At 64.7% G+C, this 16,285-nt stretch carries 18 protein-coding genes; 7 read left to right on the forward strand and 11 right to left on the reverse strand.

The genetic code is table 11. The features are described from left to right. Positions 1 to 11: 11 nt before the first annotated feature. Positions 12 to 1,319 carry an adenylosuccinate lyase gene (gene purB, locus XH89_RS12840; RefSeq protein ID WP_194467404.1) on the reverse strand — a complete coding sequence of 436 codons (1,308 nt, stop codon included), beginning with the start codon at positions 1,317 to 1,319 and terminating at the stop codon, positions 12 to 14. 622 nt (positions 1,320 to 1,941) lie between these two features. Here purB and XH89_RS12845 point away from each other — a divergent pair. Continuing rightward, positions 1,942 to 2,526, forward strand: coding sequence for a TetR family transcriptional regulator (locus tag XH89_RS12845; protein WP_194467405.1), 585 nt, complete (start codon positions 1,942 to 1,944; stop codon positions 2,524 to 2,526). A gap of 8 nt (positions 2,527 to 2,534) precedes the next feature. On the opposite strand, the gene XH89_RS12850 is transcribed toward XH89_RS12845, so the two are convergent. The 3 genes from XH89_RS12850 to XH89_RS12860 all read right to left on the reverse strand — a co-directional run bounded on the left by XH89_RS12850 (position 2,535) and on the right by XH89_RS12860 (position 4,981). Beyond that, positions 2,535 to 2,843 carry a hypothetical protein gene (locus tag XH89_RS12850; protein ID WP_194467406.1) on the reverse strand — a complete coding sequence of 103 codons (309 nt, stop codon included), beginning with the start codon at positions 2,841 to 2,843 and terminating at the stop codon, positions 2,535 to 2,537. Positions 2,844 to 2,952: 109 nt separating this feature from the next. Then, positions 2,953 to 3,603, reverse strand: a complete 651-nt coding sequence (locus tag XH89_RS12855) for a response regulator transcription factor (RefSeq protein WP_194467407.1) — start codon at positions 3,601 to 3,603, stop codon at positions 2,953 to 2,955. A gap of 7 nt (positions 3,604 to 3,610) precedes the next feature. Continuing rightward, the gene (locus tag XH89_RS12860; protein ID WP_194467408.1) at positions 3,611 to 4,981 is read right to left on the reverse strand and encodes a sensor histidine kinase; all 1,371 of its coding nucleotides are present in this window, start codon (positions 4,979 to 4,981) and stop codon (positions 3,611 to 3,613) included. A gap of 182 nt (positions 4,982 to 5,163) precedes the next feature. Here XH89_RS12860 and XH89_RS12865 point away from each other — a divergent pair, with 182 nt between their 5' ends. The 5 genes from XH89_RS12865 to XH89_RS12885 all read left to right on the forward strand — a co-directional run bounded on the left by XH89_RS12865 (position 5,164) and on the right by XH89_RS12885 (position 9,510). Further along, positions 5,164 to 5,934, forward strand: coding sequence for a MotA/TolQ/ExbB proton channel family protein (locus tag XH89_RS12865; protein ID WP_194467409.1), 771 nt, complete (start codon positions 5,164 to 5,166; stop codon positions 5,932 to 5,934). Next, positions 5,931 to 6,617 carry a hypothetical protein gene (locus XH89_RS12870; RefSeq protein WP_194467410.1) on the forward strand — a complete coding sequence of 229 codons (687 nt, stop codon included), beginning with the start codon at positions 5,931 to 5,933 and terminating at the stop codon, positions 6,615 to 6,617. The genes XH89_RS12865 and XH89_RS12870 overlap by 4 nt, the downstream gene beginning before the upstream one ends. After that, a complete protein-coding gene (locus tag XH89_RS12875; protein WP_194467411.1) occupies positions 6,610 to 7,215 on the forward strand; it encodes a hypothetical protein in 606 nt (201 codons plus the stop codon). The genes XH89_RS12870 and XH89_RS12875 overlap by 8 nt, the downstream gene beginning before the upstream one ends. Positions 7,216 to 7,331: 116 nt before the next feature. After that, positions 7,332 to 8,072 (forward strand): metallophosphoesterase, encoded by a 741-nt coding sequence (locus XH89_RS12880; protein ID WP_194467412.1) that lies wholly within the window; start codon positions 7,332 to 7,334, stop codon positions 8,070 to 8,072. A gap of 4 nt (positions 8,073 to 8,076) precedes the next feature. After that, complete coding sequence (locus XH89_RS12885) at positions 8,077 to 9,510, forward strand: bifunctional serine/threonine-protein kinase/universal stress protein (protein WP_194467413.1); 1,434 nt, start codon at positions 8,077 to 8,079, stop codon at positions 9,508 to 9,510. A 107-nt stretch (positions 9,511 to 9,617) separates the two neighbouring features. Here the strand turns inward: XH89_RS12885 and XH89_RS12890 are convergent, their stop codons facing one another. From XH89_RS12890 to rpe, 4 genes are all read right to left on the reverse strand, one after another. Beyond that, positions 9,618 to 9,809, reverse strand: coding sequence for a hypothetical protein (locus XH89_RS12890; protein WP_194467414.1), 192 nt, complete (start codon positions 9,807 to 9,809; stop codon positions 9,618 to 9,620). A 23-nt stretch (positions 9,810 to 9,832) separates the two neighbouring features. Beyond that, on the reverse strand, positions 9,833 to 10,012 hold the full coding sequence (locus tag XH89_RS12895; protein WP_194467415.1) for a hypothetical protein: 180 nt from the start codon (positions 10,010 to 10,012) through the stop codon (positions 9,833 to 9,835). A 4-nt stretch (positions 10,013 to 10,016) separates the two neighbouring features. Then, the gene (locus tag XH89_RS41820) at positions 10,017 to 10,151 is read right to left on the reverse strand and encodes a hypothetical protein (RefSeq protein ID WP_256440122.1); all 135 of its coding nucleotides are present in this window, start codon (positions 10,149 to 10,151) and stop codon (positions 10,017 to 10,019) included. Between the two features lie 159 nt (positions 10,152 to 10,310). Next, positions 10,311 to 11,012 (reverse strand): ribulose-phosphate 3-epimerase, encoded by a 702-nt coding sequence (rpe, locus tag XH89_RS12900; RefSeq protein ID WP_194467416.1) that lies wholly within the window; start codon positions 11,010 to 11,012, stop codon positions 10,311 to 10,313. Positions 11,013 to 11,267: 255 nt separating this feature from the next. Between rpe and XH89_RS12905 the strand changes: the two genes are divergently transcribed. Then, on the forward strand, positions 11,268 to 12,050 hold the full coding sequence (locus XH89_RS12905; RefSeq protein ID WP_194467417.1) for an EF-hand domain-containing protein: 783 nt from the start codon (positions 11,268 to 11,270) through the stop codon (positions 12,048 to 12,050). A 13-nt stretch (positions 12,051 to 12,063) separates the two neighbouring features. On the opposite strand, the gene XH89_RS12910 is transcribed toward XH89_RS12905, so the two are convergent. From XH89_RS12910 to XH89_RS12920, 3 genes are all read right to left on the reverse strand, one after another. Beyond that, positions 12,064 to 12,276 carry a KTSC domain-containing protein gene (locus tag XH89_RS12910; protein WP_194467418.1) on the reverse strand — a complete coding sequence of 71 codons (213 nt, stop codon included), beginning with the start codon at positions 12,274 to 12,276 and terminating at the stop codon, positions 12,064 to 12,066. A 49-nt stretch (positions 12,277 to 12,325) separates the two neighbouring features. Then, entirely contained in the window at positions 12,326 to 13,321 is a 996-nt protein-coding gene (locus XH89_RS12915; RefSeq protein WP_194467419.1) for a P1 family peptidase, read from the reverse strand. A gap of 180 nt (positions 13,322 to 13,501) precedes the next feature. Continuing rightward, positions 13,502 to 16,282, reverse strand: coding sequence for a PAS domain S-box protein (locus XH89_RS12920; RefSeq protein ID WP_194467420.1), 2,781 nt, complete (start codon positions 16,280 to 16,282; stop codon positions 13,502 to 13,504). Positions 16,283 to 16,285: the final 3 nt, after the last annotated feature.

Raw genomic sequence — 16,285 nt, forward strand, 5'->3', positions numbered from 1 at the left:
TGACGGGAAGTTCAGCTCTCGCCGAACACGCGCTTGAAGATCGTGTCGACGTGCTTGAGGTGATAGCCGAGGTCGAATTGCTCCTCGATCTCGGCGTCCGAGAGATACTTCTTCACGTCCGCGTCCTTCTTCAGCAGCTGAAGGAAGTCGCCTTCGCCGCGCCAGACCGGCATGGCGTTGCGCTGCACGAGCTTGTAGGAATCCTCGCGGCTGGCGCCCTTCTGCGTCAGCGCCAGCAGCACGCGCTGCGAATGCACGAGGCCGCCGAGGCGGTCGAGATTCTTCTGCATGTTGGCGGGATAGACCAGCAGCTTGTCGATCAGGCCGGCGAGGCGCACCAGCGCGAAGTCGAGCGTCACCGTCGCGTCGGGACCCATCATGCGCTCGGCCGAGGAGTGCGAAATGTCGCGCTCGTGCCAGAGCACGACGTTCTCCAGCGCCGGCGTCACATAGGCGCGCACCATGCGGGAGAGGCCGGTGAGGTTTTCCGACAGCACCGGGTTGCGCTTGTGCGGCATCGCGGAGGAGCCCTTCTGTCCTTCGGAGAAGAACTCTTCGGCCTCCAGCACCTCGGTGCGCTGCATGTGGCGGATTTCCACCGCGATGCGTTCGATCGAGGCGGCGATCACGCCAAGCGTCGAGAAATACATCGCGTGGCGGTCGCGCGGAATGACCTGGGTCGAAATCGGCTCCGGCACGAGGCCCATGGCCTTGGCGACGTGCTCTTCGACGCGCGGATCGATCTGCGCGAAGGTGCCGACGGCGCCGGAGATGGCGCAGGTCGCGACTTCCTTCCGCGCCGCGATCAGGCGCTCTTTCGCGCGCGAGAATTCGGCATAGGCATAAGCGAGCTTGAGGCCGAAGGTGACGGGCTCGGCGTGGATGCCGTGGCTGCGGCCGATGGTCGGCGTCATCTTGTGCTCGAAGGCGCGCTTCTTCAGCGCGGCCAGCACCTTGTCGAGGTCCGCGAGCAGGAGGTCGGCGGCGCGGGTGAGCTGGACGTTGAGGCAGGTGTCGAGCACGTCCGAGGAGGTCATGCCCTGGTGCACGAAGCGCGCCTCGGGGCCGACGATCTCGGCGAGATGGGTGAGGAAGGCGATGACGTCGTGCTTGGTCTCGCGCTCGATCTCGTCGATGCGGGCGACGTCGAAGGTGGCGTCCTTGGCCTTGGCCCAGACCGTTTTGGCGGCCTCCTTGGGGATGGTCCCGAGCTCGGCGAGGGCGTCCGCCGCATGCGCCTCGATCTCGAACCAGATCTTGAACCGGGTCTGCGGCTCCCAGATCGAGGCCATTTCGGGACGGGTATAGCGGGGGATCATCTGACGGCTCCAGGACGGTGGGCGGGCGGCCCAGCGGGCGGCGACCGGCCAAAATGCTTTTTACGCCGTGATTTACCAGAGCGGGCAGGGCGAAACAAACGATCTGCGCCCGGAACGAGGGCGATCGCCGGGCTATCCACCGGACCCAGCCTGAGCCTTTTGAGGAGGCCGCCGCTGCAGATATTAACTGTCAATCACGGATCATTGACTGACAGATATTGAAATCTGTCAGCGAGACGTGTATATCCGTTCCCGGACGCTCCAATTGGGCGTCTCGTGGTCAGCTCCAGGGGAGCCCGACATCCGAAATACCGCTCGGATCGAGGGTCGTCATTTTAGGGCGAGGGCCGCGGAGGAATGGAGACTTAAGACAATGACGACCGAAATCATCAACTTCACCGGGACGATTGGGCATTGGCTCAATTTGCTGGTTGCGCGCCAGATCGCGGCGCAGGCTGCAAAACTGCCTCATTAAGATTTGAGCATGGTCTTGTCGGAAAACCGCTACACACTTTTCCGGACCATGCTCTAGGCGAGAGCTTTCCGAAACGACCGGCAGGGGCGCTTCGGAAGCAGCTCGATCGCCGGATGAATGGGCCCCGAACGGGAACATGGTGCTGGCATGAACGAAGCCGTTATTTTGACGCCGGAGCGGATCCTCGAAGTCACCGAGGACGTCTTGCGGCGCTACGGACTTGCCAAGGCCACAGTGGTCGACGTTGCGCGTGCGCTCGATGTGAGCCACGGCAGCGTCTATCGCCATTTCCCGAGCAAGGCTTCACTGCGCGAGGCTGTCGCCAAACGCTGGCTCGACCGCATCGACGCGCCGCTCCTGGCGATCGCCAAGGAAGAGGGCCCTGCGCCTGACCGGCTCGACCGCTGGCTGCGCACGCTGTTCGCGGCCAAGCGTTCGCGCGTGCTCGACGATCCCGAGATGTTCGAGACCTATCTGACGCTGGCGCGCGAGGCCTGCGCGGCCGTCAAATGCCACAAGGACACCATGATCGACCAGATCGCGGCGATCCTGGCCGACGGCGTCAAGCAGGGTGTATTCGCCGTGGACGACGTCAAGATGACGGCACGCGCGCTGTTCGATGCGACCTGCCGCTTCCATCATCCGGCCCACGCCGACGAGTGGAAGGATGCCGAGCTGCCGGCGCGTGTGGACGCGACGCTCGCGTTGTTGCTGCGCGGTTTGAAGGCCTAGATTTCCGCTTAGCTGACCCGTTTGTTCTGAAGCATAGCGCCGTCGCGAAGCGAGCGCGGGGACGGATTGTGTCTTCGTGGCTGAAAGGCGCCGTCGGACGCCGCCACAACCGGCGGACTCTCCGGATAGACGGCAATCGCGATCTCGACGTCGTCCTTCGATCGCTTTCGAAGGCGCTCGAATGTGAGTTCCTGATCGAGCGTAGGGCAGCGGAAGTGAACGACGGCGGTATCCGGCAGGCGACAAAGTTCATCGATGAGATCGCCTACCGTGATGATGGGGGAATGGGCGACTGCCCTGTGATGACCCTTGCTCATGACCCTCTACTCCTTCACTCCGCTAACAGGGATAGAATAGCCTCCGTTCCAGTCCACTCGACGGATTGAGAAATTTCTTGTCATTTGATGGAATGCGGCAGTCCTGCTGCTAGATTCTCGTGAGTCCACAGCCCGCCGCCAGCCGCACGAGCTGCGCGTCCGTGCGCGCACCGGTCTTGGTCTTGATCAGGTAGTGATAGTTCTGCACCGTCTTGACGCTGAGATTGAGCTGCGCGGCGATCTGCTCGGTGGTGGCGCCGCCGGCAAATTGCCGCAGGATCTCGATCTCGCGCTCGCCCAGTTGGTCCAGCACGGACCCCGCCGACAGGCTGTCCTCGGCCAGCACATGGGCGATGTCGTCGCTCATGGCGCGCTCGCCGCGCGCGACGCTTCGGATCGCATTGACGACGGCGGACGGCGCGCTGCTCTTGGTGACGAAGCCGGCGGCGCCGGCATTGAAGGCGGCTTTCACCAGCACGGCCTCGTTGTGCATGGTGAAGACGAGGATGCGCGCCCGCGGATTGCGCGCGCGGATGTTGCGGATCGCCTCGAGACCTGAGGCGCCCGGCATCGAGATGTCCATCACGACGACATCGGGGTCGTGAATCTTGAAGGCGCCGTAGGCATCCGCGGCGTTCTCGGCCTCCGCGACGACATGGAGATCGCCTTGGCTTTCCAGCACGCGCCGGTAGCCCTGGCGGACGATCGGATGGTCGTCGACCAGCAGCACCGCGATGCCTGTTGCCGCGACCTCGCTCATGACGGCCTCACGCGGCAAGCGGGATTGTCGCGGCGACACTCAGCCCGCGCCTCGCAGGCAGGATCGACAGCGAGCCGCCAGCCGCCGTCACGCGCTCGCGGATGCCGGTGAGGCCGAAGCCGGCCGATTGCTCGACGCGTGCCGCATCGCCGCCGCCATCGTCCTCGACGCGGATCAGAAGCGCACCGTCCTCGCCGGCGCATCGTTCGACATGCAACGAGATCTCGCGCGCCGCACCGTGGCGCAGTGCATTGGTCAGGCATTCCTGGGCGACGCGATAGGCGGCCGTGGCGGCCGGGCCGCTGATGTCGGTGAAATCGCCCTTGAGGTCGAGCTGGATCGTCGGCTGCGTCGCGCTCTGTGAGCGCCAGCTGTCGACGAGGTTGACGAGGCTCGCCTCGAGCCCGAGCTCCTCTGGCAGGGGATTGCGCAGCCGCCTCAAGGCATCGCGCAGCGAGGCCATCAGATGGTGCGTGGCCTGCGAGATCATGCGTGCATCCTGGGCGATGCCGCTATCCTTGCCTTGCTGTGTGCTCGCAGTCTCGATCGTGTTGGCGAAGGCCAGGATGGCCGAAAGATTTTGTCCGAACTCGTCATGCAGCTCGCGGGCGAGCGCGCGCCGCTCGTCATCGCGGATCTCGATCAGGCGCCGCGTCAGCGCGGCGCGCTGCTCGGTGGCCTCTTCCAGCCGGTTGCCGAGCGCATCGACGGCGCCGCCGATCATCGCGAGCTCCATGGAGCGGAAGCGCGGCAGCTTGGTGCGATACTGACCGCGCGCCATGCGTTGCAGGGCAAGCACGATGGCCCGCGCCGGAGCAAGCGTGTGTGCGATCGCCAGTGAAGCCAGCAGGGCAATTGCCGCTGCCATCAGCAGTGCGACGTCGATCACGTTGAGGATGTACTCCCAGGCGAGCGAGATCGCGGCGGCTTCGTCGGGCGTCGCAACCACCGTGCCGGCGGCCGCGGCGCGCGGACTGACGGGCCGCACCACTTCCGCATGGCTGCCGAGGAAGGTCGGAACGATGGCGGCGAACCAGCGCGGCGGCGTCCGGCCGATCCCCTGGCTCTGGCCGCAGAGCGGCTTCTCGAATGCGGTCGCCGGCTGGAACTCGACGCAGACGCCGGGCGAGATCAGCTTCATCGTTTCCAGCGTCCGCCATTCCGGAACCGGCATGAGATGCTCACGCATTCTGGTGCTGCGCAGCAAGAGTTCGTGCCAGTACAGGCCCTGAAGCGCCTGCGCGACCCGTTGCGCGGATGCCGCCGTCGCCCGGTCGACGCTGCGATAGGCATCGAACGTGGCCCAAACGGTCGCCGCGCCGAGGCACAGCGTAACGATGAGAAGCAGGCGGGCGACAAGCTGAAGCACGAGGCGCATGCGATCACCCCAAAGTTTGGTAAGCTCAGCCTAACAACGCCGCCGCGCCTTGCCAATTGCGGCGGTTGGGCCGGATTGCAGCTCGGGCAAATTTCCCAAGCCGGATTGGGCATGGGTCTTTGGACCTGAAGCGGCGGCTTTGGTCTAATCGGGACGAAATTGCAGGTGAGGAGCGGTGCAGCATGAGTTCGATGACGATTGGACCGATCGCGGGCTCGACTGCCGACCCATCCGAGCGCAGCGCGCTGCTGTTCTGGATGATCTTCACCGGGCTGTCGGTGTTCGCCGTCGTGCTGCTGTGGCGGTTCGGTCTGATCCATCTGATGCTGACGTCGGACCGGACCTACATTTCGAGCGTGATCGCGGTACTCTATCTCGTCACCTGCGGCCATTGCTTCCTGCGCACGCGGGCGATGGCCCGTGAAGGTGCGGCCGCGCGGCGCTGCCGCACGGTGCTGGCGGCGCCCGATGGCAGCAAAGTGCTTGATGCGAGGGCGACCACGCTGCCGCGCGGGCTGGTGCGCGATCATATCGAGAGCCTCGTGACCAAGGCCGCCGCGCAGGATTATCGCCCCGTCGACCAGACGCTGCTGCTGCGGACGCTCGCCGATCGCCTGCGCGGCTCCAACGGCTTCGGTGCGTTCGTCTCCGATACGCTGATGAAGCTCGGCCTGCTCGGCACCATCATCGGCTTCATCATCATGCTGGCGCCGATCGCCGGGCTGGATGCTGCCGACAAGGTCGCGATGCGCTCCTCGATGGGGCTGATGAGCGATGGCATGGCGGTCGCGATGTATACGACGCTGGCGGGGCTCGTCGGCTCCATCCTGGTCCGCATCCAGTACTACATGCTCGATGCCGCGACCCAGCGGGTGTTCTCCGATGCCGTGGTGCTGACCGAGACTTATGTGACGCCGGTGCTGGAGCGCAAAGGTGCCGGAACGCCGTCATGATGGATGATTTCGGCCTCTATCCGCGCGAAGAGCCGTTTGATCCCTTGGGCGTGATGCTGTTCAAGGCGCTCCAGGTGGTCGCCTTCCTGTTCTTTCTCGCGCTGCTCGCGGTCTCTCCAGATTCCAAGGACGGCAAGATCGACTCCAAGGCCGAGTTCATCATCACGCTGGACTGGCCGGACAATCATCCTGACGACCTCGACCTGTTCGTGCAGGATCCCGCCGGCAACATCGCCTGGTATCGGCATCGCGAGGCCGGCTTCCTCACGCTCGACCGTGACGACCGCGGTGGGGCCAATGACTTCATCACGGTCAACGGCAAGAAGATCGCTTCGCCGATCCGCGAGGAGATCGTGACGGTGCGCGGCATCGTCGCCGGCGAATACACCGTCAACGTCTCGCATTTCGTCGCCACGACCGGCGAGCCCGTGATGGCCAATGTCAAGGTGCAGAAGCTCAATCCGACCGCGCAGGTGATCTTCGACAACAAATTCACGCTCGACCATACCGGCGATGAGAAGACTGCGGTGCGGTTCCGGCTCGATGCCGAAGGCAAGGTCATCGATGTCAGCCAAAGACCGAAATCGCTGATGGAAACCTTCCGCAGCACCTGGCGCAATGGTGCCGATCTCGACCCCAGCACCGGTGTGAGCAGGAACGCGAAGAGGATCCGCCGTGATTAATCTGCAGACGGTGATCCTCTCGCTGTCGGTCGCCTATGCGGTGATCGGGGCGCTGCTGCTGGTCGTGCTGGTCTATGCCCGGCTGCACTGGTCGCTGAAGGCGGTTGCGGTGGTCGTGACCAGCGTGTTCTATGTCGTGAGCTTCACGGAAATGCGCGGGCTCTTGGGCTGGGCCAGCACGGACAGGCTGCCTGCCGCCTTCAAGCTGCTCAAGGCGCGGATCGTCGAGCCGCATTCGCTGGAGGGCGATCCCGGCTCAATCTATCTCTGGGTCGAGGAACTCGACGAGGATCACCGCCCGAGCGGCATCCCGCGCGCCTTCCGCGTCCCCTACAACGACACCCTGGCTGACAAGACCCATGCGGCGGAGAACGAGATCGCGGCCGGCCATCCGCAAGGCGGCCGTGCGGCGGACTTTGGCGGGGGTGAAGGCAGCCTGATCGACATGGTGCGGGAATATGTGACGCCCAAGGCCATCCTCGAGACCAGCGGCGGCGACTCCTCGACTGGAGAGTTCAATGCCCCACCAGCCGGTGCCCAGGGAGCGGTATTCACGCCGCTGCCGCCGCCCCGGATGCCGCCCAAGGACGAACAATAGGCTCCTGACCATCACGCAGCGGTCCGCTGGTAAACTGCCCCGCGCTGGCGCATCTTGTTGACCTCCCTCAAATTGGCTTTATCGGCTTCCAATAAGAATTTGAGGGTGGAGGGTGCGTGCTTCTCGCTGTCTTCTCGGATATCCACGGCAACCGGCAGGCGTTCGAGGCATGCCTGAAGGTGGCCCGCGCCAGGGCTGCGGAGCGGTTCATTCTGCTCGGCGATTTCGTCGGCTATGGCGCCGACCCGGAATGGGTCGTGGATACCGCCATGGATTTGGTCGCGCATGGCGCCGTGGCCGTTCGCGGCAACCATGACGAAGCCGTCAACACGACCACCGAAAACATGAACAACGAGGCGCAGATCGCGATCGAGTGGACCCGCAGGCGCCTCGATGCGGCGCAGCGCCGGTTTCTGGCCGAGCTGCCGATGCTCGTGGAGGACAGCGACCGTCTGTTCGTGCACGCGGAGGCCTCGAGCCCCAAGCGCTGGAACTACGTCCGCTCGACCGCGGATGCCGCCAAGAGCCTGATCGCGACGCCGTCCCACGTCACCTTCTGCGGCCACATCCACCGGCCCGCGCTCTATTCGATGTCGGTGACGGCGAAGATGACGAGCTTCGTGCCCAAGACCGACGTGCCGGTGCAGCTCCTGCGCGGACGGCAATGGCTTGCCGTGCTCGGCTCGGTCGGCCAGCCCCGCGATGGCGATCCGTCGGCATCCTTCGTGCTGTTCGACACGGTCTCGTGCCAGATCACCTATTGCCGCGTGCCCTATGACATCGCGAGCGCGGCGAACAAGATCCGCGAGAACGGCCTGCCACCCTGGCTCGCCGACCGACTGTCCCAGGGGCGCTAGGTCGATGCCGAAATCCCTGGTCAAGTCCGGCGCCGAGATCGACGGCTACACGATCGGCGAATGCGTCCATGCCGGCGGCATGGCGACGCTATGGATGGTCACCCGTCCCGGCATCGAGGCGCCGCTGCTGATGAAGGTCCCGCGGGTGTCGGAGGGTGAGGACCCCGCGGCGATCGTCTCCTTCGAGATGGAGATGATGATCCTGCCGCGGCTCGCCGGACCGCACGTGCCGCACTGCTACGGCACCGGCGATTTCGCGCGCCAGGCCTATGCCGTGATCGAGCGCATTCCGGGCACCACGCTCTACAAGCGGCTGCCTGAGCTGCCGCTGCCTTACGACGAGGCGCGGCTATTGGTCGCGAAGATCGCGGCCGCTCTGGCCGACCTGCACCGGCAGCACGTGATTCATCACGACATCAAGCCGAGCAGCGTGATGTTCCGCGAGAGTGGCGATGCCGTGCTGATCGATTATGGCCTGTCGCATCACGACCATCTGCCCGATCTGCTGCAGGAGGAATTCCGCCTGCCTTACGGCACGGCGCCCTATATGGCGCCGGAGCGGCTGCTCGGCGTGCGCGACGATCCGCGCAGCGATTTGTTCTCGCTCGGCGTGCTGCTCTATTTCTTCACGACCGGCGAACGCCCCTTCGGCGAGGGCGAGACGCTGCGTGCGATGCGTCGGAGGCTGTGGCGGGATCCGCATCCGCCGCGAAGTCTGCGCGCCGACTATCCGCCCTGGCTCCAGGAGGTGGTGTTGCGTTGCCTGGAGATCGAGCCGGTCTGGCGCTATCCGACAGCGGCGCAGCTCGCCTTCGATCTCGCCCATCCCGACCAGGTCAAGCTGACCGCGCGTTCGGAGCGGCTCAAGCGCGATCCCTGGAGCGTCGCGTGGCGGCGCCGTTTCAACCAGGACGTCAAGCAGCCGCGGGCAAGGTCGGATGTTGCCGAGCAGATCGCCTCGAGCCCGATCCTCGCAGTCGCGCTCGATACGGTGGAAGGTGAGCCGGAGCTGAATGAGGCGCTGCGCGTCACCACGGAACGGATCCTCGCCACGCTGCCGTCAGCGCGGCTTGCCTGCGTTAATGTCTTGAAGCTCAACCGCATCGCCATCGACAAGACGCTGGACGAGCAGGGCTCCAACAAGCATATCGACCGCCTTGTCTCGCTCCGGCATTGGGCAACGCCCCTGAAGCTCGACGAGAGCCGGCTGTCGGTCCATGTGCTGGAAGCCGTCGACCCCGCCGCTGCGCTGCTGGAATTCGCCGAGGTCAACCAGGTCGACCATGTCATCATCGGCGCGCGGCAGAGCTCGTTTCGGCGCACATTGCTTGGCAGCGTCTCGGCCAAGGTGGCTGCGGAGGCGACCTGCACCGTCACCGTGGTGCGGCCGCCGCGAATGGCTGCGGCGAAACCAGACGCCGGCGTGGTGTGGGGTTAGAGCATGATCCGGAAAAGTGCGCAGCGGTTTTCCGAAAAGATCATGCTCAAACAACAACCTAAAGTGCGATGACGATTCATCCTAATCGCATCGCGCTTTAGGAAAGATCAGGCCGCGTGAGCGGCATGGATCGCGCGCTTGCGGCGGATAGGCCAGGCGAACTGAGGTCCGGGATCGCCGTGGTCGGCATGGCCGCCGAAATACTGGATGATCTCCCGGCAGGGTTCGCAGGCGAAGAGGTTACGCGACGCGGCTGCCTTGGCCATTTCCTTAAGGCAGTTGGGGCAGTGCGGTTTCATGGTTTCAATCCGGAAAAGAAGTCTCAATGATAACGCTGCGATGCGAACGAATGATCGAGGTCTGAATTGTCGGGGCCCGCGTCGTCTTCGAGCCTATCGTCGGCGCGCTCAAGGCGGCCGAAGAAATAATCGAGGTTCGGATGCGGGCGACGCCGGATGCGGCAGCGGCGCTTCGGCTGACGCTTGACCAGGGCGATCTGCATGGCGTCAGGCACGGTCGCGGCGGATCATACGGGCGGAACGCGCCGGGACTTTCTCCGGCTCGGCCGATGGGCCAAACACAACGAACGCGCTGAAACCGATCCACAACGCCACGCCAGTCCAAATCAGGGTCGTCGTCATGATGTGCTCCCGTCAAAAGCAGGCAGGAGCTAGTAGCGATGATTTGCGCGAATCAGTGAAGCCCGGATGAGTACGGATCGTGGTTGCAATTTTAAGCATTGCCCGCCGCGGCCTCCGTAAAAGCCGCAGGCTTTCGGTGCTTGCGCTGCCTTGTGCAGCTCAGATCGCTTCGCCGCGCGCACCCGCGGCAGCATTGCGGATCGCTGCGATATTGTTCTTGTAGGCGTCCTGCGTGCCGCCCTTGAACACGGACGTGCCGGCGACGAAGGCGTTGGCGCCGGCAGCTGCAAGCGCGCCCGCGACGTCGGGGCCGACGCCACCATCGACCTCGATGTCGATCGGCCGACCGGCCGTCATCGCGCGGATATCGCGGATCTTGCCGATCGCGGAGGGAATGAAGGCCTGGCCGCCGAAGCCCGGGTTGACCGACATCACCAGCACGAGATCGACCAGGTCGAGCACGTATTCGAGTACGCTTATCGGCGTGCCCGGATTGAGCGAGACACCGGCCTTCTTGCCGAGCGCACGGATCGCCTGCAGCGAGCGGTGCAAATGCGGACCCGCCTCGGCGTGCACGGTGATGTGGTCGCAGCCGGCCTTGGCAAAGGCCTCAAGATAGGGGTCGCAGGGCGAAATCATCAGATGGGCATCGAACACCTTCTTGGTGTGCGGGCGCATCGCCTTGATGACGTCGGGGCCGTAGGAGATGTTGGGCACGAAATGCCCGTCCATCACGTCGAGATGGATCCAGTCGGCGCCGGCCGCATCCACCGCACGAACCTCCTCGCCGAGCCTGGAGAAATCCGAGGCCAGGATCGAGGGTGCGATGGCCAGGGGGCGGGGGGCGAAGGCTTGGGTCATGGCGCTGTTTCCCGTGGCGGCCGAAACGAGGATGGGGTCTCGCCTAACATGGGCCCCCGTGGCGGGCAATGCGGGACAGGCGTGCTTCCTGTGGGCGGAAATTTCTGCCGCGACCGGCATGAATTGCCGGTGTTCCCTCGCTGCTCCGGCCACTGCAAATGCGGATTTCATTGAGCTTTTTGCGCTGGCACGTCGCTTGCTGACCCAACCTCCAGAACATTGGCCGCGGCGTGCCGCATCGGTTGGAGTTGTGCAATGTTGTTTGCCCTTGGTGCCGTCTCGAGCGCGCTCGACGCGATCCAGTCGCTGACGAATTCGAAGTCCACCTCGTCGACCCAGAAAACGACGTCTTCGCAAGGTGGGGCCAATCCGTTCGCGATCGACAGCAGCAGCACGGTCAGCGGCGCGACCTCGCCGGTCAATTCGGGCAATGGTGCACAGATCTCGCCGGAGACGATGAGCGCCTTGATCGCCGCGCAGAGCCAGGACAGCGCGGGCACCGCGACGACCTCGACCTCGTCGAGCTCGACGTCCTCGACTCCGATGGGCCGGGATGCTGCGTTGAAGGACCTGTTCTCGCTGATCGATGCGGACGGCGACGGCAAGATCACCAAGTCCGAATTCGAGAACGCGCTCGGGGCCGGCGGCACCAATCTGGCCCAGGCCGACGATGTGTTCTCGAAGCTGGATTCGAATTCCGACGGCAGCGTCAGCCTGGACGAGATGTCGAAGGCGCTGAAGAGCGGCCATCACGGCCACCATGCCCATGGAGCGAGCGGCTCGGGCGATGCGTCCGGCAGCGGCTCGTCGAGCGGCGGATCGACCGCGACCACGACGGCCAATGCAGACGGCTCGACCACCACAACCGTCACCTATGCCGACGGCTTCAAGATGTCGACGACCGTGCCGGGCGCCTCCAGCTCGTCAAATGGGAATGGCGGCGGCCATTCGCCGTATGACTGGTTCGGCCAGATGATGCAGCGCCAGGCGCAAACCGCAGCGGGTTCCGCGGCCTCGTCGATGTCGATGAGCGTGTAGGCCGCATCCGCAGCTAGCCGGCATATTCGTGCGTGACGTCGCGATAGGTGTAACGGTCACGGATCTCGTGGTTGAAGAATGTCCCTTTCGAGCGTGCATTCCTGAACGCGGCGGCGACCTCGGGCGGAACATCCTCGTAGACGTAGAGGCGGCCGCTGACGAAAGTGACCTTCAGCTCGTGGCTGTCGGGGGCATAGCGAAAAAAGCGGATCACGGAAGACGGCATGACGGTGCACCTTTGCCCGTCGACTAACGTCTGATCCGCCGTTTCGTTTCTAGCCGAACCGATCCTTCCACGCCGGTTGCGCGCCGGGGAACGGCAGCGCGGCGGCGCTGTAGACGCCACGGGCGATCGCGCGGGCAACGACGTTGGCGGCGACCATGCCGAGTTCGGTCATGCCGACCACAGGATCGATCGGCTTCGCACCCGTCGCGGCGGCAAACAGCACGTCACCATCGGTCGGCGCATGCACGGGATAGATCGCACGGGCAAAACCGGTATGCGCGATCATCGCCAACCGTTTGGCCTGGGGCTTGGTCAGCACCGCATCGGTGACGACGACGCCGATCGTGGTGTTCTCGCGCTCGGTTGCGGCGGGGCCGCCCTTGATGCGCATCTTGAGCATGTCGCCGGTGAACTTGTCCGGCAGTCCGCGGCCGCCGAACTCGCCATCGACCTCGAACGGCGCCGCCCAGAACCACGGACCGTCGCCGACGGTGGCGCTGCCGACCGCATTGACGGCGATGATCGCCGCGACCCTGACGCCGTTGCTGGTGACGGCGGATGCCGAGCCGAGCCCGCCCTTGAACGTCGCCGTGGTGGCACCGAAGCCTGCGCCGACGCTGCCGAGCTCGTACTCCGTTCCGGCAGCGACGGCCGCGGCATAGCCGAGATCGCGATAGGGCGCGAAGCGACCCCATGCCTTGTCGCCGCCATTGAGCAGATCGAACAGGATCGCGCCCGGCACGATCGGGATCAGCGCCTCGCGCACACGGAAGCCGCGGCCCTGCTCGGCGAGCCAGGCCTGGATGCCGCCGCCGGCCTCGATGCCGAAGGCGGAGCCTCCGGACAGCGCGATCGCGTCAACGCGCTCGACCGTGTTGGCAGGATCGAGCAGCGCGTCCTCGCGCGTGCCGGGGCCGCCGCCACGGACGTCGATCGCGGCCACCGCCGGCTGGTCGAACACGATCGCCGTTGCGCCCGAGGCAAGCCTGGCGTCGTGGGCATGGCCGACGCGGACCCCGGCGATATCGGTGAGGAGGTTTTTCAAAGGCGGCACTCCATGCGCTGCAGCATGATCCGGAAACGTGCGAAGCGGTTTTCCCTCGCGACAAACGCGGAACGCGTTTGCGCGGAGATCATGCTCAAACAAGATCTGAAGCGCGATGGCGCTCCGACCAACATCGCAGCGCGCTTCAGACCTCAGCGATAGCGCAGGTGAGCGAGCGGCTCAACTCGCCAGCGCTGTTCTCAGCATCTTGGCGAGCTCCGACTTGCGGTAGGGCTTGGCCAGCAGCAGCACGCCGGAATCGAGCCGGCCGTGATGGACAATGGCGTTTTCCGTATAGCCGGAGGTGAACAGTGTCTTCAGATCCGGTCGCCGCCGCGCCGCTTCGTCGGCGAGCTGGCGACCGTTCATGTTCCCCGGCATGATGATGTCGGTGAAGAGCAGGTCGATGTCCTTGTCGGCGTCGATGATGACGAGGGCTTCGGCGGCGTTGGCCGCTTCGAGCGCGGCATAGCCGAGGCTCTTGACCTGGGTCACGACATACTGCCGCACCAGCGCGTCGTCCTCGACGATCAGGATCTTCTCATCGCCGCCGGTGATAGGCACGTTCTGAAGCGCCTCATACTCCGTTTCCTGCACGCCGGTGGACCGCGGCAGGTAGATCTTCACGCTCGTGCCGTGGCCTTCCTCGCTGTAGATCTTGATGTGTCCGCCGGACTGCTTGACGAAACCGAACACCATGCTGAGACCGAGGCCCGTGCCCTTGCCGACCTCCTTGGTGGTGAAGAAGGGATCGAAAACCCGCTCGAGCAGGTCCGCCGGAATCCCCGAACCGGTGTCGCTGACCGCGATCATCACGTAATTGCCGGCGACGACATCAGGATTCATGCTGGCATAGCCGTCGTCGAGGAAGATGTTGCGGGTCTCCAGCACAAGCGTGCCACCATCGGGCATGGCGTCGCGCGCGTTCAGCGCGAGATTGAGGATCGCGGTCGAGAGCTGGCCCGGATCGACCAGGGCGGGCCAGGCATCCTCGGTGAGCTGCGGCATGATGGTGATCTGCTCGCCGAGCGTCGGGTGCAGCAGCTTGGCGGCTTCGAGCGCCAGCGCATTGACGTCGATCTCGCGCGGCTGGAGCGGCTGCTTGCGGGCGAAGGCGAGCAGGTGCTTGGTCAGCTGCGCGCCGCGCTCGGCGGCGTCGTCGATCAGCTTGGTGATGGCGGCAAGCTCGGGTCGGTCGGCGACGGCGTCCGCCAAGATGCCGATCGTGCCGGTGATGACGGTGAGCACGTTGTTGAAATCGTGGGCGACGCCACCGGTCAACTGGCCGATCGAATCCATCTTCTGGACCTGCCGGAGCTGCGCCTCTGCGGCCTGCTTGTCGGTCAGGTCGCGGCCGATGAAGAAGTGGCGCTTGACGGGCTCCGACCAGGTGCCCATCCAGTTCAGTGTCACCTCGTGGCCGTCATAGTGATAATAGCGCGCCTCGAAGCTGCGCTTGACCGCGCCACGTCGCGCCGCGCGCATCTCGCTCCGGGTCTTGTCGAGGTCGTCGGGATGGATGAATTCGGTCGCACTGTGCCCGATCAGATCGGCCGGGGTGAAGCCGAGGATGTCCTTCACGCTCGGGCTGACCTGGATGAAATTGCCGTATCCGTCGGTGACCAGGATCAGATCCTGCGAGGTCTCGAAGATGCGTTCGCGCTCCTCGATCTCGCGGCGCAGTTTCTCTCGCGCTTGCTTTTCCTCGGTGATGTCATGCGCGATCTTGGATGCGCCGATGATTTCACCGTTGTCAGATCGCAGCGGCGAGACGTTCAGGACGACGTCGATCTGCCGGCCGTCCTTGTGGGTGCGGACGGTCTCGTGCTGGGCAATCGACTCGTTGCCGCTGATACGGTTGAGAAGGCCCCTGGCTTCGGCCTTCCGGTCCTCCGGGACCACGAGATAGATCGACTGGCCGATGGCTTCGGTGGCCGAATAGCCGAACAGGCGCTCGGCGGCCTTGTTCCAGCCCGTGATGAGGCCGTCGAGCGACTCGGTGATGATGGCATCGTTGGAGGACTCGACCACGGCGCCGTAGAGCGCAAGACGCTTGCCGTAATAGTCGCGATCGGACGCCGATTGTTCGCGCAACCGGCCGACGAGCCCCATCGTGCTCGCCTGGAGGCGGACGTTCTCGATCAAGAGCACGGCGAGCACGAAGCTCGCGGCGCAAAGCCCGTAGAGCCGGCCGACGTAGAAGCCGAGGTCATAGCGGGCGACATTGACGATGGCCGATAGCGCGATGTCGAACAGCCAGGCGCACATCGTGACCATGAGCCAGATGTCGATCACCGTATGCGGCTTGCGGAACCACAGCGTGATCAGCGCCGCAAAACTCAAGGACCAGACGAACGACACCACGCCGATCATCGTGGTGGTATAGCGACCGTCCTTCAGCAAGACCGGCAGCAGATCGTGCTGCGCGGTGACGATCCAGGCAATGACGATCATCGCGGCGATCACGCCGAGCACGGCGAGCATAATCGAGCGCTCGGTCGGCGCTGCGATCATGTTGCCTCCGTTGCCGTCCTTCAACCATCCATAGGCCAGCACGAACAACGGGAAGCCGCCATGCCAGATCATGTAGAGCCAGACGGTGGTCTGTGAGCTGGCACCCAGCAGCCCGGTTGGAGCGAACAGTCCCGGGAAGGTGAGGGCGTGGGTCAATGCCGCCGCGGCCGTGAACAGATATCCGGTCGACAGCAGCAACAGCGCGCGGCTGCGCAGGACGGAGAATTGCGACAGCAGCAGAACCGCGGTGATGACGTCGCTGACGGCGAGCGCCGATTGGTAGCTGGCCACAAAGGCCGGCACCTCGATCAGCGGAATCCCCGCGAAGGGAACGGCCAGCGCGAACAGGACGGCGGAGATTCCGACAATCGCCAATGCTGCAGTGCGATCGCTCTGCTTGGCCGGTAAAGTCGAAAGAAATGTGCTTCGGTCGTTCTTTGCGTGCACGTT

Source organism: Bradyrhizobium sp. CCBAU 53340 (assembly GCF_015291645.1).
In the GTDB taxonomy this organism is placed as follows: domain Bacteria; phylum Pseudomonadota; class Alphaproteobacteria; order Rhizobiales; family Xanthobacteraceae; genus Bradyrhizobium.

What these genes read in the sequence shown, in the direction of transcription:
- purB (WP_194467404.1), bottom strand. Translation starts at nt 1,319, where the DNA reads ATGATCCCCCGCTATACCCGTCCCGAAATGGCCTCGATCTGGGAGCCG.
- XH89_RS12845 (WP_194467405.1), top strand. Translation starts at nt 1,942, where the DNA reads ATGAACGAAGCCGTTATTTTGACGCCGGAGCGGATCCTCGAAGTCACC.
- XH89_RS12850 (WP_194467406.1), bottom strand. Translation starts at nt 2,843, where the DNA reads ATGAGCAAGGGTCATCACAGGGCAGTCGCCCATTCCCCCATCATCACG.
- XH89_RS12855 (WP_194467407.1), bottom strand. Translation starts at nt 3,603, where the DNA reads ATGAGCGAGGTCGCGGCAACAGGCATCGCGGTGCTGCTGGTCGACGAC.
- XH89_RS12860 (WP_194467408.1), bottom strand. Translation starts at nt 4,981, where the DNA reads ATGCGCCTCGTGCTTCAGCTTGTCGCCCGCCTGCTTCTCATCGTTACG.
- XH89_RS12865 (WP_194467409.1), top strand. Translation starts at nt 5,164, where the DNA reads ATGAGTTCGATGACGATTGGACCGATCGCGGGCTCGACTGCCGACCCA.
- XH89_RS12870 (WP_194467410.1), top strand. Translation starts at nt 5,931, where the DNA reads ATGATGGATGATTTCGGCCTCTATCCGCGCGAAGAGCCGTTTGATCCC.
- XH89_RS12885 (WP_194467413.1), top strand. Translation starts at nt 8,077, where the DNA reads ATGCCGAAATCCCTGGTCAAGTCCGGCGCCGAGATCGACGGCTACACG.
- XH89_RS12890 (WP_194467414.1), bottom strand. Translation starts at nt 9,809, where the DNA reads ATGAAACCGCACTGCCCCAACTGCCTTAAGGAAATGGCCAAGGCAGCC.
- XH89_RS12895 (WP_194467415.1), bottom strand. Translation starts at nt 10,012, where the DNA reads ATGCAGATCGCCCTGGTCAAGCGTCAGCCGAAGCGCCGCTGCCGCATC.
- XH89_RS41820 (WP_256440122.1), bottom strand. Translation starts at nt 10,151, where the DNA reads ATGACGACGACCCTGATTTGGACTGGCGTGGCGTTGTGGATCGGTTTC.
- rpe (WP_194467416.1), bottom strand. Translation starts at nt 11,012, where the DNA reads ATGACCCAAGCCTTCGCCCCCCGCCCCCTGGCCATCGCACCCTCGATC.
- XH89_RS12905 (WP_194467417.1), top strand. Translation starts at nt 11,268, where the DNA reads ATGTTGTTTGCCCTTGGTGCCGTCTCGAGCGCGCTCGACGCGATCCAG.
- XH89_RS12910 (WP_194467418.1), bottom strand. Translation starts at nt 12,276, where the DNA reads ATGCCGTCTTCCGTGATCCGCTTTTTTCGCTATGCCCCCGACAGCCAC.